This window comes from Nocardioides rubriscoriae (assembly GCF_008087085.1).
GTDB classification, from domain to species: domain Bacteria; phylum Actinomycetota; class Actinomycetes; order Propionibacteriales; family Nocardioidaceae; genus Nocardioides; species Nocardioides rubriscoriae.
Genome location: NZ_VIYJ01000018.1, coordinates 1 through 12,644 on the forward strand (window position 1 = coordinate 1; position 12,644 = coordinate 12,644).

The following is a 12,644-nucleotide window of genomic DNA, read 5'->3' on the forward strand; positions in this document are numbered from 1 at the left end:
AGTTACGGCGGCCATAGCGACAGGGAAACACCCGGTCCCATACCGAACCCGGAAGTTAAGCCTGCCAGCGCCGATGGTACTGCAATCGCGAGGTTGTGGGAGAGTAGGACGCCGCCGGACAAACATTCGCGAAGAGGCGACCCGATATCGGGTCGCCTCTTTGTGTTTTTCCCTGCTGTTGAACACGAGTCGTCCACAGGGCGACGCCAGGGGCGTTCCTCCACAAGGTCCGCGCCCTCGGGCCGGCGCCGTCGGTGGGCGCGGTCAGGGTCAGCGTCAGGAGGTGAGGTGCAATGGCTGCACAGCACAAGGAGACCGTCGGATCCACCCAGGCCGCGATCGACGAGGTCGTCAACGAGGTGCGTCTCGTGGGCCGGTTGACCGCGGCACCCGAGGAGAAGCAGATGCCCAGCGGCGACACGCTGGTGTCCTTCAGGGTCGTGGTGGCACGCGTGCCCGACGCCAAGCGCAGGACGACCGTCGATGCGCTCGAGTGCGTGGCCTGGACGGCCCGGACCAAGCGTGCGGCGCTCTCGTGGCGGGTGGGTGACGTCGTGGAGGTCACCGGAGAGCTGAGGCGCCGGTTCTTCAGGACGGCGGCGGGTCCGGCGTCGCGGGTGGAGGTGGAGGTGACGCGAGGTCGGGTCCTTCGTCGTGCCAGGACCGGATGAAGACCCCGAAGGCCGGTTTGGGCTGGAACGAAGTGGCCTTCTCGGGAAACAGGCGCCCCGCGTCGACGACCTGCTGCACCTGGGACAGGGTCGGCGCCGGCATCAGCACGGCCGTCCCGTAGTCGGGTCCGGCCAGATGCAGGGCGTCCTGGGCGGTGTGGTGGTAGGTGATGCGACGCGGACCGTGGCCCAAGGAGGGCACCAGACGGTCGTGGAGCACCTCCACCTCGACGCGGTCGTCGTCGGACAGGTCGAGGTCGAGGACCAACCAGGTCTCGGTGTCGGTGGCGACCAGAGTCGCCGGCCCGAGCGCGGCCACCGCCTGGTCCTGGGTCACCACGCGCGTCGGGATCTCGAGGGCCGCAGCGGCGTCGGCCAGGTCGCGCACCGAGCTACCGACGAGCACGCGGTGGATCGCCCCCAGGAACAGCGGGGTGTCGTCGTGGTCGACCAGCATCGCCAGGCCACGGTCGGTGGGTGCCCCCGGGTCACGGGCCTGCAGCTTGAGGTATGCGGCGTACCGGTGGTGGCCGTCGGCGATCAGGGCCGTGGTCGGGCCGAGGAGCTCCTGGACCGCGGCCAGCAGCGCGGGGTCGCGCAGGGTCCACACGCGGTGGAGGTGGTCGGAGCGGTCGACGAGCTGTTCGGCCGGGCCCGAGCGCACGGTAGCCAGCAGCTCGCGCAGGGCCGCAGGCGATCGCTGCACCAGCAGGATCGGGGCCGGGTTGATGCCCATCTCGGCCATCCGGTCCGCGAGGTCGTCGGCCTGGGCCGGGTAGATCCCCTCGTGCGGCAGCAGCGCACGTTGGTCGAGGCGTGAGGTGCGGTGCGAGACGTCGACGGCGCCGACGAGGCCGCGCACCGTGATGCCACTGACGGTGTACTCGTGCAGGTAGAGCGCGGGTTCGGCGTCGTGGACCAGGAACCCCCGCTGCTGCCAGCTGCGCAGTCGCTCCGGGACGTCGCGGTAGGGGCGGGCGAGGGTCCGGGCCGACGCGGGGTCGGCGATGCGGGGGCCGGTCAGCCGCAGCGCGCGGAAGGGGACCAGACGCAGTGGCCCGGCGACGAGAGGTGGGGTCACCGGCGCCTGGTCCATCCGGGCAGCCTACGAGGCCGGTCCTGGAGGTCGGCGCACGCCGGGCGGGTGCAAGAGTGACGCCATGCTGTCGTCGTCCGCAACGCCGCTGTCCCACGCCTACGACCTCGCGATGCTCGACCTCGACGGCGTGGTCTACGTCGGGCACGACGCCGTGCCCGGAGCACCCGCGCACCTGGCGGCGGCCCGCGGCGAGGGGATGAGGCTGGCGTTCATCACCAACAACGCCTCCCGGCCGCCGGCTGCGGTCGCCGACCACCTCAGCGAGCTCGACGTGCCCGCGACGCCCGACGACGTCGTCACCTCGGCGCAGGCCGCGGCGACGGTGCTCCGCGACCGACTGGGCGCGGGAGGACGCGTGGTGCTCCTGGGTGCCGAGGGGCTGGCGCAGGCCCTGGCCGCACGTGGGCTGGAGGCCGTCGGCGTCGACGACGAGGCCGACGCGGTGGTGTCGGGGTACGGCCCGCAGGTGCCGTGGGCCGACATCATGCGCGCGGCGGTGCGGGTCCGGGAGGGGCTGTGGTGGGTGGCGACCAACACCGACGCCACGATCCCGACGGGCTACGGCGTGGCTCCCGGGCACGGGGTCCTGGTCGACACCGTGCGGCGTTTCACCGGGGTCGAGCCCGTGGTGGCCGGCAAGCCGGAGCGTCCACTGCTCGACGAGACGGTGCGCAGGATGGGCGGCGACCGGCCGCTGATGGTCGGGGACCGACTCGACACCGACATCGAGGGCGCTCGACGGGTGGGGATCGACTCGCTGCTCGTGCTCACCGGCGTGACCGGTCTGCCCGAGCTGGTCGCGGCACGTGCGGCCGAGCGGCCGTCGTACGTCGGGCTCGACCTGCGGGCCCTGACCGAGCCGCAGCCGGCCCCGGAGCCGAGCGGCGGGGGCTGGGACCTGGGCGGGTGGCGGGCGTGGGTCGAGGACGGTGCGCTGGAGGTCGACGGCGGAGGAGCAGCCGCCGACTGGTGGCGCGTCGTCGCTGCCGCGGCGTGGGAGTGGCTGGACGACCACGGTGACCCCGCCGACACGACGGGCGTCACCGTGCCGGTCGACGACGAGCGCTAACCTCGGATTCGTGATCCACGACGACGCGCCTGCCGAGCGCCCCGACACCACCGGGATCGATGGGGTCGACGCGGTGATCGACGCGGTCGCCATGCTCGGCGGCCTCCCCCTGGCCGACCAGGTCGCGGTGTTCGAGCAGGCGCACGCCGAGCTGCGGCGCACGCTCGACGACCCGCGCCCGGCCTGATCGTGCCGCCGCGGCGGCTGCGTCTCGACGCCGAGCTCGTACGACGCGGGCTGGCGCGCTCGCGCGAGCACGCGGCGGAGCTGGTCGCCGGCGGGCGGGTCAAGGTCGCAGGCGCGGTGGCGGGCAAGCCTGCGACCGGGGTGACCACCGACGTGGCCATCGTCGTGGCCGACGACCCGGACCGGCCTGACTACGTCTCCCGGGGCGGGCACAAGCTGGCCGGTGCCCTGGACGACTTCGAGCCGGCCGGGCTGGTGGTGGCCGGCCGCCGGTGCCTCGACGCGGGAGCCTCCACCGGCGGGTTCACCGACGTGCTGCTGCGCCGAGGGGCGCACGAGGTGGTCGCGGTCGACGTGGGCTACGGCCAGCTGGCGTGGTCGTTGCAGAGCGACGACCGGGTGCGGGTGGTCGACCGGCAGAACGTGCGCGAGCTGACGCCCGAGCTCGTCGGTGGCGCCGTCGACCTGGTGGTCGGCGACCTGTCGTTCATCTCGCTGACGCTGGTGCTCGACGCGCTGGTCGGTGTCACCGCCGACGACGGCGACCTCGCGCTCATGGTCAAGCCGCAGTTCGAGGTCGGCAAGGACCGGGTCGGCAAGGGCGGGGTGGTCCGCGACCCCGCGCTGCGCGTCGAGGCCGTCGAGCACGTCGCCGCCCAGGCGGCGCGGCGGGGGTGGGGGGCACGCCGGGTCACTCGCTCACCGCTGCCCGGACCGTCGGGCAACGTGGAGTTCTTCCTCTGGCTGCGCCGCGGCGAGGCCGAGATCACCACCGACGACATCGTCGGGGCTGTGCACGGCGCCGACGACCTGGGGGTGCCGGGTGAGAGGCTGACGCCATGACTACCCGTCGCGTCCTGCTGCTGGCCCACACCGGCCGCGCCGAGGCGCGTGTCGTGGCGACGGCCTTCGTCGAGAGCCTCACCCGCGAGGGCCTCGTCGTGCGCCTCATGGCGACCGAGGCCAAGGACCTCGGGCTCGCCCAGGGCGCGGCCGGTCCCGGCATCGAGCTCACCGAGTCCGAGACCGACGCCAGCCACGGGTGCGAGCTGACCCTGGTCATCGGCGGTGACGGCAGCATCCTGCGCGCGGTCGAGCTCACCCACGACAGCGGCACCCCGGTCCTGGGCGTCAACCTGGGTCACGTCGGCTTCCTGGCCGAGGCCGAGGTCGGCGAGATGGAGTCGACCATGCGCTCGATCGTCGACGGCACCTACACCGTCGAGGACCGGTTGACCCTCGACGTGGAGGTCGTGGTCGACGGCGAGGTCGTCGACCGCACCTTCGCCGTCAACGAGGCCAGCGTCGAGAAGGCCGCCCGTGAGCGCATGCTCGAGCTCGTCGTCGAGGTCGACGGGCGACCGCTGTCGCGCTGGGGCTGCGACGGCGTGGTCTGTGCGACCCCGACCGGCTCGACGGCCTACAACTTCAGCGCCGGCGGCCCGATCGTGTGGCCCCAGGTCGAGGCCCTGTGCCTGGTGCCCCTCAGCGCCCACGCCCTGTTCGCGCGCCCCATGGTGGTCGCCCCCGACTCGCTCATCGCGATCGAGGTGCTCAGCCGCAACCAGGGCTCCGGGGTGCTGTGGTGCGACGGCAGGCGCACCGTCGACCTGCCCCCCGGCGCCCGCATCGAGGTCCGCCGCGGCCGGCAGCCGGTGCGGCTGGCCCGGCTCCACACGGCCCCGTTCGCCGACCGGCTGGTCGCCAAGTTCGGGCTCAACGTCGAGGGCTGGCGAGGTCAGGGCGAGCGACGGCTGCGCGGCGACAACGGTGCCGCCGACACCACCAACGGGGGACCGGCATGATCGAGGAGATCCGGATCGGCTCGCTCGGGGTCATCGACTCCTCGGTGCTCGAGCTCGGGCCCGGCCTGACCGTCATCACCGGAGAGACCGGGGCCGGCAAGACCATGGTCGTCACGGCCCTCGGGCTCCTCCTCGGGGGGCGCGCCGACACCGGTGCGGTGCGCACCGGCGCCAAGCAGGCCCGGGTCGAGGGTGTGGTGCGCGTCGCCGGCCTCGACGCCTTCGCGGCTGCGGTCGAGGAGGCGGGAGGCGAGGTCGAGGACGGACCCGACGGCGGCACCGTCGTGCTGGCCCGCAACGTCTCGGCCGAGGGACGCTCCCGGGCGTTCGTCGGGGGGGCCTCGGTGCCCGTCGCCCGGCTGACCGAGGTCGCCGAGCAGCTCGTGGCGGTGCACGGCCAGTCCGACCAGCACCGGTTGCTGCTGCCGCGTGCGCAGCGCGACGCGCTCGACCGCTTCGGCGGCGACGCCGTCGCGAGGCTGCTGGCCACCTACGTCACCACCTACCGGGAGCTCGAGGCCACCCGCCGCGAGCTCGCCGAGGTCACCGCGTCGGCGCGCGAGCGGGCCCGCGAGGCCGACCTGCTCCGCTTCGGGCTCGGCGAGGTCGAGGAGGTCTCGCCCGAGCCCGGCGAGGACGAGTCCCTGGCGGCCGAGGAGTCCCGGCTCGGCTTCGCCGACACCCTGCGCACCGCGGCCGAGCAGGCCCGTGAGGCGCTGTCGAGCGAGTCCGGGGGGCCCGACGCGCTGGCCACCACCTCGGCCGCGCGCGGCTTCCTCGAGAGCGTGCGCGACCACGACCCCGAGGCAGCGGGCCTGGCCGACCGGCTGGCCGAGGTGACCTACCTCGTCTCCGACGTCGCCGCCGACGTGGCGTCGTACGCCTCGCGGCTCGAGACCGACCCCTCGCGCCTGGCCGTGGTCTCCGAGCGGCGCGCGGCGCTGACCGCGCTGACCCGCAAGTACGGCGACAGCATCGACGAGGTGCTCGCCTGGGCCGAGCAGGCGGCGACCCGGCTGCTCGACCTCGACGGCACCGACGAGCGCATCGCCGCTCTCACGGCCGAGCGCGACCGGCTGTCGGCCGAGCTCACCACCGCCGCAGCGGCGCTCAGCAAGGCCCGCACCAAGGCTGCGCGCCGCCTCGAGAAGCAGGTCACCGCCGAGCTGGCGCTCCTGGCGATGCCACACGCCCGGCTGGCGGTCAGCGTGACGCCGGTCGAGCCGGCCGCCCACGGTGCCGACGACGTCCAGCTGCTCCTGGCCGCCAACACCGGGGCCGAGCCGCGCCCGCTCACCAAGGGCGCGTCGGGCGGTGAGCTCTCACGGGTCATGCTCGCGCTCGAGGTCGCCCTGGCCGGCACGAGTCCGGTGCCGACGTTCGTCTTCGACGAGGTCGACGCCGGGGTCGGCGGCGCTGCAGCGGTCGAGGTCGGCCGCCGGCTCGCCGAGCTCGCCCGCACCGCCCAGGTCCTGGTGGTGACCCACCTGCCCCAGGTGGCCGCCTACGCCGACCGGCACGTGCTGGTCCGCAAGGCCAGCGACGGCTCGGTCACCACCTCGGGGCTCACCGTGCTCGACGACGCGGCCCGTGAGAAGGAGCTCTCGCGCATGCTCGCGGGCATGGCCGACTCCGACACCGCGCTGGCCCACGCCAAGGAGCTGCTCGAGGTCGCGCGCGCCGCTGTCCGCTGAACCCGCTGACTGGGATAGGATCGAATCCCGTGAAGGCGGCCCCGGTTGACCAGTCCAAGCACGTGTTCGTCACCGGCGGCGTCGCCTCGTCGCTGGGCAAGGGGCTGACGGCCTCCAGCCTCGGGCGGTTGCTGCGCTCGCGTGGTCTGCGCGTGACCATGCAGAAGCTCGACCCGTACCTCAACGTCGACCCCGGCACGATGAACCCCTTCCAGCACGGCGAGGTGTTCGTCACCAACGACGGGGCCGAGACCGACCTCGACATCGGCCACTACGAGCGGTTCCTCGACACCGACCTCAACGGCCGGATCGCCAACGTCACGACCGGGCAGGTCTACTCCAGCGTGATCGCCAAGGAGCGTCGCGGCGACTACCTCGGCGACACCGTGCAGGTGATCCCGCACATCACCAACGAGATCAAGGACCGCATCCTGGCGATGGGTGGGCCCGACATCGACGTGGTCATCACCGAGATCGGCGGCACCGTCGGTGACATCGAGTCGCTGCCCTTCCTCGAGTCGGCTCGGCAGGTCCGCCACGAGATCGGCCGCGACAACTGCTTCTTCCTGCACGTGTCGCTGGTGCCGTACATCGGTCCGTCGGGGGAGCTCAAGACCAAGCCGACCCAGCACTCGGTGGCCGCCCTGCGCCAGGTCGGCATCCAGCCCGACGCCGTCGTGTGCCGGGCCGACCGCGAGCTGCCCGACTCGATCAAGCGCAAGATCTCGCTGATGTGCGACGTCGACCAGGAGGCCGTCGTCACCGCGGCCGACGCGCCGTCGATCTACGACATCCCCAAGGTGCTGCACCGCGAGGGACTCGACGCCTACGTCGTACGCCGCCTCGACCTGCCGTTCCGTGACGTCGACTGGACCGTGTGGGACGACCTGCTGCGCCGCGTCCACCACCCCAAGGAGGACGTGACCGTCGCCCTGGTCGGCAAGTACATCGACCTGCCCGACGCCTACCTCTCGGTCGTCGAGGCCCTGCGGGCCGGCGGGTTCGCCCACGAGGCGAAGGTGCACGTGCGCTGGGTCGCCTCCGACACCTGCGAGACCCCGGCCGGTGCCGCCAAGCACCTCGCCGACGTCGACGCGATCATCGTGCCGGGCGGCTTCGGGATCCGCGGGATCGAGGGCAAGCTCGGCGCGCTGCTGTTCGCCCGCACCCACAAGATCCCCACCCTCGGGCTGTGCCTGGGCCTGCAGTGCATGGTCATCGAGTACGCCCGCAACGTCACCGGGCTGTCGAAGGCCGCCTCGACCGAGTTCGACCCCGACTGCCCCGAGCCCGTGATCGCCACGATGGAGGAGCAGAAGTCCTTCGTCGAGGGCGCCGGCGACCTGGGCGGCACCATGCGGCTCGGCCTCTACCCGGCGGACCTGCTGGCCGGGAGCATCGTGCGCGAGCAGTACGGCGCCGACCGCATCGAGGAGCGGCACCGCCACCGCTACGAGGTCAACAACGACTACCGCGACCAGATCGCCGAGTCCGGCATGGTGTTCTCGGGGCTCAACAACGACCTCGACCTCGTCGAGTTCGTCGAGCTGCCCCGCGACGAGCACCCCTACTACGTCGCCACCCAGGCCCACCCCGAGCTGCGCTCGCGCCCGACCCGGCCGCACCCGCTGTTCGCCGGCCTCATCGGCGCGGCCATCGAGCGGCAGAAGGAGCTGCGGTTCCCGATCGAGGTGCCCCTCGACGAGAGCCTGTCGGTCGACTGACCCCGGGCCCGTCGACCGGGCCCGGGGACGCCGCGCTAGCTGATCGCCACGTCGCGGGCGCGCAGCCGGCGTACGAGCAGGTCGGTGGCCGTGTGCAGCTGGCTGCGCACCGTCGGCGTGGTCGCCGGGTCGGCGGCCGCGGTGCGGGCGTGGTCGACGAACGTCTGGTCGGCGACGTCGGGGTAGAGGGCCCCGATCAGGCCCAGCACGTTGAGCATCGCCCCGGGCGGCAGTGACGTCACCAGGTCGAGGTAGGCCTGGCAGTAGGGCAGGACCAGGTCGGCCTGCTCAGGGCGCCAGAAGGCGCGACGGAAGTCACCGAGCAGCCCGCCGGCCGGGATGCCGCGCTCGACCGCGGCCAGCTGCCAGCCCGTGGCCTTGGCCTCGGCGTCGGGCTGCGCCACGCGCACGATGGCCGCGCGCACGCCGGCGTCGGGGTCGGGGTCGAGCGCCGCGAGGGCCGTGACGGCGGCCTCGTCGTGCTCGCCGAGCGAGGCCCGACGCGTCAGCAGCCGCCAGTGGAGCTCGAGGTCGTCGGCCACCGCATCGGTCACCGGGCCGAGCTGGTCGGCCGTGCCGGTGTCGGCGAGGGTGCGCAGCGCCGGCGCGCGGAGGTCGGGCACCCGGGCCACCTCGGTCGCCCGCTCGGCCACCCGGGCCTGCTGCGCAGCGACCTGGTCCGAGGGGGTCCACGACGTCGCGACCCGCGTGGCGAGGTCGAGCAGGGGCTCCACGACCAGGGGCTCGTCCTCGCGGGCCAGCGCGTCGAGGAAGCAGTCGAGCACCTCGCCCGAGGAGACCTCGCCCTTGACCAGCATGTCCCAGACGGCGCTCAGGGCCACGGCGCGCGCGGTCGGGTCGGGCAGCCGGCCCGCCGAGGCCAGCAGCTGCTCGGTGGCCCCCTCGGTGCGCACCGCCGCGAACGTCGCCGCACCGGCGTCGACCAGGTGCAGGTCGGCGGTGGGCAGGTCGGCCACGGGCGTGCGGTCACCGGTGGTCGTGACGCGCGTGGTCGCCACGAGCTCGAGCGGGCCCTCTCCGGAATCGCGGTAGGGGTCGCGGTAGGAACCGATCTCGACCGTGTGCGGACGCGGGGAGCCGTGGGGTGCGACGGCGTGGAGCTCGGCGCCGCCAGGCCCGGTGACCAGGGTCAGGGTGTCGGTGCCCGCCCGGTCGAACCACGCGGCCGTCCAGCCGGTGAGGTCGGTGCCGGCCGCCGCGCCGACGGCGTCCATCAGGTCGCCGAGCCGGGTGTTGCCCCAGGCGTGGTCACGGAAGTAGGAGCGCAGCCCCTCGACGAAGGCGTCCTCGCCGACGTGGGCGACCAGCTGGCCCAGCACCGTGCACCCCTTCTCGTAGGTGATGGCGTCGAAGTTGGCCATCGCCTGCGCGACGTCGGGGACCTCGCCGCGGATCGGATGCGACGCCGGGCCCATGTCGGCGGCGTAGGCGGAGGGCTGGGAGGCGAGCAGCTCGGAGGCGACCGCCTCGGTGTAGTCGGTGGTGCGCACCTGCGCCCACAGCGCCGCCCACGACGCGAACGCCTCGTTGAGCCACAGGTCGTCCCACCAGCGCATCGTCACGAGGTCGCCGAACCACATGTGGGCCATCTCGTGTAGCAGCACGTTGGCGACCCACGACCGGTCCTGGCGGGTCGGCTCGCTGCGGTGCAGGGCCGCGTCGGTCCAGGTGACGCTGCCCCAGTTCTCCATCGCACCGCCCATGTCGGGCACGAAGACCTGGTCGTAGCGGTGCTGGGGGAACGGCTGCCCGAACTGCTCGCCGAAGAAGGCGAGCCCGGTCTCGGTCAGCCCGAGCAGCTCCTGGGCGTCGCGCTCGAGGTAGGCGCGCAGGGACTGGCGGGCGTAGAGGCCCAGGCTGTGGCCGCCCCGCTCCTCGCGGATCTCCACGAAGGGCCCGGCGTTGACCACCACGACGTACGTCGACAGCGACGGGGTGTCGGCGAACCGCCAGGTCCGCGCTGCGCCGGGCCCGTCCTCGACGACGTCGGGGGCGCTGTTGCTGGTGACCGTCCAGGAGGCCGGGGCCAGCACGGTGAAGCCGTGCGGTGCCTTGAGGTCGGGCTGGTCGAAGCACGCCCAGGCCCGCCGGGCGTCGTCGGCCTCGAAGCTGGTCCAGACGTAGACCAGGCCGTCGACCGGGTCGACGGTGCGCAGGATGCCGGCGGCCGAGGTGGTGTCGAGCTGCTCGGACTCGACGACCAGCACGTTGTCGGCCTGCAGCCCGGTCAGGGGCAGGCGTCCGTCGACGACGGTCGCGACGTCGAGGGGCTGGCCGTTGAGGCTGGCGGCCAGCACCGTGGCGACGCAGTCGACGAAGGTGGTGGCGCCCGGCTCGGCGCACGAGAAGGTCACCGTCGAGGTGGCGGCCCAGCGCTCGCCGTCGAGGAGCCCGCGCAGGTCGACCTCGATGTCGTAGCGCTGCACGGTGAGCAGCGCGGCACGCTGCGCCGCCTCCTGCTGGGTCAGGCTGAGCTCGGGCACGGAGTTCTCCGATCGTCGTGGCCCCCGTGGCGGACGCCGGGTCCGTCCGGGCGCCGTGGGGGCGGTCACGCACACGCTAACCTCGCCCGCATGGCCGCCTCCGAGGACCTCGCCGACACCCCGCAGGAGTGGCCGGTCACCGAGACCCGGTACCTCCACCGCGACGCCTGGGTGGTCGCGCTGCGTGAGGACCGGGTCGCCACGCCCGACGGGGCCACCGCGCGTCGGGTCGTGATGGAGCACCCGGGTGCCGCCGTGGTGCTGGCCGTCGACGACGACGAGCGCGCGCTGGTGCTGTGGCAGTACCGCCACGCGGCGGGCCGCCGGTTCGTCGAGATCCCGGCCGGCCTCCTCGACGGCCACGACGAGGAACCGGTCGAGGTCGCCCGGCGCGAGCTGCGCGAGGAGGCGCAGCTGCAGGCGACGTCGTGGACGCACCTGGCGTCGTCGTACCCCTCGCCGGGCATCAGCGCCGAGGTCCACCACCTCTTCCTGGCCCGCGGGCTGAGCCACGCCGACCGTGGCGACTTCGAGCTGCACCACGAGGAGGCCGACATGACGACCGCCTGGGTCCCCTTCGCCGACCTGTACGACGCCGTGCTCGACGGTCGGGTCAGCGACGGTCCGGTGATCCAGTGCGTGCTGCTGGCCCGGGCCCGTGGGCTCGTCTGACCTGCGTCGAAGCACTAGCGTTCGTCTCGGCCACGAGCCACCCGTCCCGCCACACCCCACCACCTCCGACACCCAGGGAGATTGACGTGCGCATCGGCGTCCCGAAGGAAGTCAAGAACCACGAGTACCGCGTCGCCATCACGCCCGTCGGCGTGCACGAGCTGACCGCGCACGGCCACCACGTGGTGATCCAGGAGGGGGCCGGTGTCGGGTCGTCGATCACCGACGACGAGTACGTCGCGGCCGGCGCGACCATCGTGGCGACGCCCGAGGAGGCCTGGGGCACCGACGGCGGCGTCGACATGGTCCTGAAGGTCAAGGAGCCGGTCGCCGAGGAGTACCACCGGATGCGCGAGGGCCTGACCCTCTTCACCTACCTCCACCTCGCGGCCGACAAGCCGCTGACCGAGGAGCTGATGCGGCGCAAGGTGACCGGCATCGCCTACGAGACCGTGCAGCTGCCCTCCGGTGGGCTGCCGCTGCTCTACCCGATGTCGGAGGTCGCGGGCTGCCTGGCCCCGCAGGTCGGCGCCTACAACCTGCTCAAGGCCCAGGGTGGTCGCGGGGTGCTGATGGGCGGCGTCGGCGGGGTCGCCAACGCCAAGGTGGTCATCATCGGGGCCGGCGTCTCGGGCCAGAACGCCGCCAACATCGCGCTCGGCATGGGCGCCGACGTCACCCTGCTCGACACCGACCTCGACAAGCTGCGGATGTCGTTCTGGCGCTACAACAACCGGGTCCACGGTCTGGCCTCGTCGCGCCTGGCGATCGAGCAGCAGGTCATGGACGCCGACATGGTCATCGGTGCGGTGCTGATCCCCGGCGCGGCCGCGCCCACGCTGGTCTCCAACGAGCTGGTCTCGCGGATGAAGCCGGGCTCGGTGCTCGTCGACATCGCCGTCGACCAGGGCGGCTGCTTCGAGGACACCCACGCCACCACCCACGCCGACCCGACCTACCAGGTGCACGGCTCGACCTTCTACTGCGTGGCCAACATGCCCGGCGCCGTGCCCAACACCTCGACGTACGCCCTGACCAACGCGACGCTGCCGTACGCCGTCGCGCTGGCCGACCAGGGCTGGTTCGACGCGTGCGTCAGCGACCGGTCGCTGGCCCTGGGGCTCAACACCCACGCCGGCGAGCTCACCAACGCACCCGTCGGCGAGGCCGTCGGCATCACCGCGGTCTCCCTCGACGACGTGCTCACCTCGTGACGGCCG

General features: G+C 73.2%; 11 protein-coding genes and 1 rRNA gene. 10 read left to right on the forward strand and 2 right to left on the reverse strand.

Annotated features, from left to right (window positions below):
• Positions 1–3: 3 nt before the first annotated feature.
• Positions 4–120 (forward strand): 5S ribosomal RNA (gene rrf, locus FZC61_RS22305).
• A 173-nt stretch (positions 121–293) separates the two neighbouring features.
• A complete protein-coding gene (locus FZC61_RS22310) occupies positions 294–671 on the forward strand; it encodes a single-stranded DNA-binding protein (protein ID WP_148616474.1) in 378 nt (125 codons plus the stop codon).
• On the opposite strand, the gene FZC61_RS22315 is transcribed toward FZC61_RS22310, so the two are convergent.
• Positions 589–1,767, reverse strand: coding sequence for a DUF1015 family protein (locus FZC61_RS22315; protein WP_148616475.1), 1,179 nt, complete (start codon positions 1,765–1,767; stop codon positions 589–591). The genes FZC61_RS22310 and FZC61_RS22315 overlap by 83 nt on opposite strands.
• 64 nt (positions 1,768–1,831) lie before the next feature.
• Here FZC61_RS22315 and FZC61_RS22320 point away from each other — a divergent pair, with 64 nt between their 5' ends.
• Genes FZC61_RS22320 through FZC61_RS22340 form a run of 6 tightly spaced genes read left to right on the forward strand, consistent with a single transcriptional unit; the run spans position 1,832 to position 8,248 of the window.
• On the forward strand, positions 1,832–2,839 hold the full coding sequence (locus tag FZC61_RS22320) for an HAD-IIA family hydrolase (RefSeq protein WP_148616476.1): 1,008 nt from the start codon (positions 1,832–1,834) through the stop codon (positions 2,837–2,839).
• A gap of 10 nt (positions 2,840–2,849) precedes the next feature.
• Positions 2,850–3,026, forward strand: a complete 177-nt coding sequence (locus FZC61_RS23270) for a hypothetical protein (RefSeq protein WP_170286234.1) — start codon at positions 2,850–2,852, stop codon at positions 3,024–3,026.
• 2 nt (positions 3,027–3,028) lie between these two features.
• Complete coding sequence (locus tag FZC61_RS22325) at positions 3,029–3,868, forward strand: TlyA family RNA methyltransferase (protein ID WP_148616477.1); 840 nt, start codon at positions 3,029–3,031, stop codon at positions 3,866–3,868.
• Positions 3,865–4,830, forward strand: a complete 966-nt coding sequence (locus tag FZC61_RS22330; protein ID WP_148616478.1) for an NAD kinase — start codon at positions 3,865–3,867, stop codon at positions 4,828–4,830. The genes FZC61_RS22325 and FZC61_RS22330 overlap by 4 nt, the downstream gene beginning before the upstream one ends.
• Positions 4,827–6,524, forward strand: a complete 1,698-nt coding sequence (gene recN, locus FZC61_RS22335) for a DNA repair protein RecN (RefSeq protein WP_148616479.1) — start codon at positions 4,827–4,829, stop codon at positions 6,522–6,524. The genes FZC61_RS22330 and recN overlap by 4 nt, the downstream gene beginning before the upstream one ends.
• A gap of 29 nt (positions 6,525–6,553) precedes the next feature.
• On the forward strand, positions 6,554–8,248 hold the full coding sequence (locus FZC61_RS22340; protein WP_148616480.1) for a CTP synthase: 1,695 nt from the start codon (positions 6,554–6,556) through the stop codon (positions 8,246–8,248).
• A gap of 35 nt (positions 8,249–8,283) precedes the next feature.
• On the opposite strand, the gene pepN is transcribed toward FZC61_RS22340, so the two are convergent.
• Positions 8,284–10,752 (reverse strand): aminopeptidase N, encoded by a 2,469-nt coding sequence (gene pepN, locus FZC61_RS22345; RefSeq protein ID WP_148616481.1) that lies wholly within the window; start codon positions 10,750–10,752, stop codon positions 8,284–8,286.
• A 90-nt stretch (positions 10,753–10,842) separates the two neighbouring features.
• On the opposite strand from pepN, the gene FZC61_RS22350 reads away from it, so the two are divergent.
• Together FZC61_RS22350 and ald are read left to right on the forward strand one after the other, a co-directional pair.
• Positions 10,843–11,424: an NUDIX domain-containing protein gene (locus FZC61_RS22350; RefSeq protein ID WP_148616482.1), complete on the forward strand. Its 582-nt coding sequence runs from the start codon at positions 10,843–10,845 to the stop codon at positions 11,422–11,424.
• Positions 11,425–11,510: 86 nt separating this feature from the next.
• Entirely contained in the window at positions 11,511–12,638 is a 1,128-nt protein-coding gene (gene ald, locus FZC61_RS22355; RefSeq protein WP_148616483.1) for an alanine dehydrogenase, read from the forward strand.
• Positions 12,639–12,644: the final 6 nt, after the last annotated feature.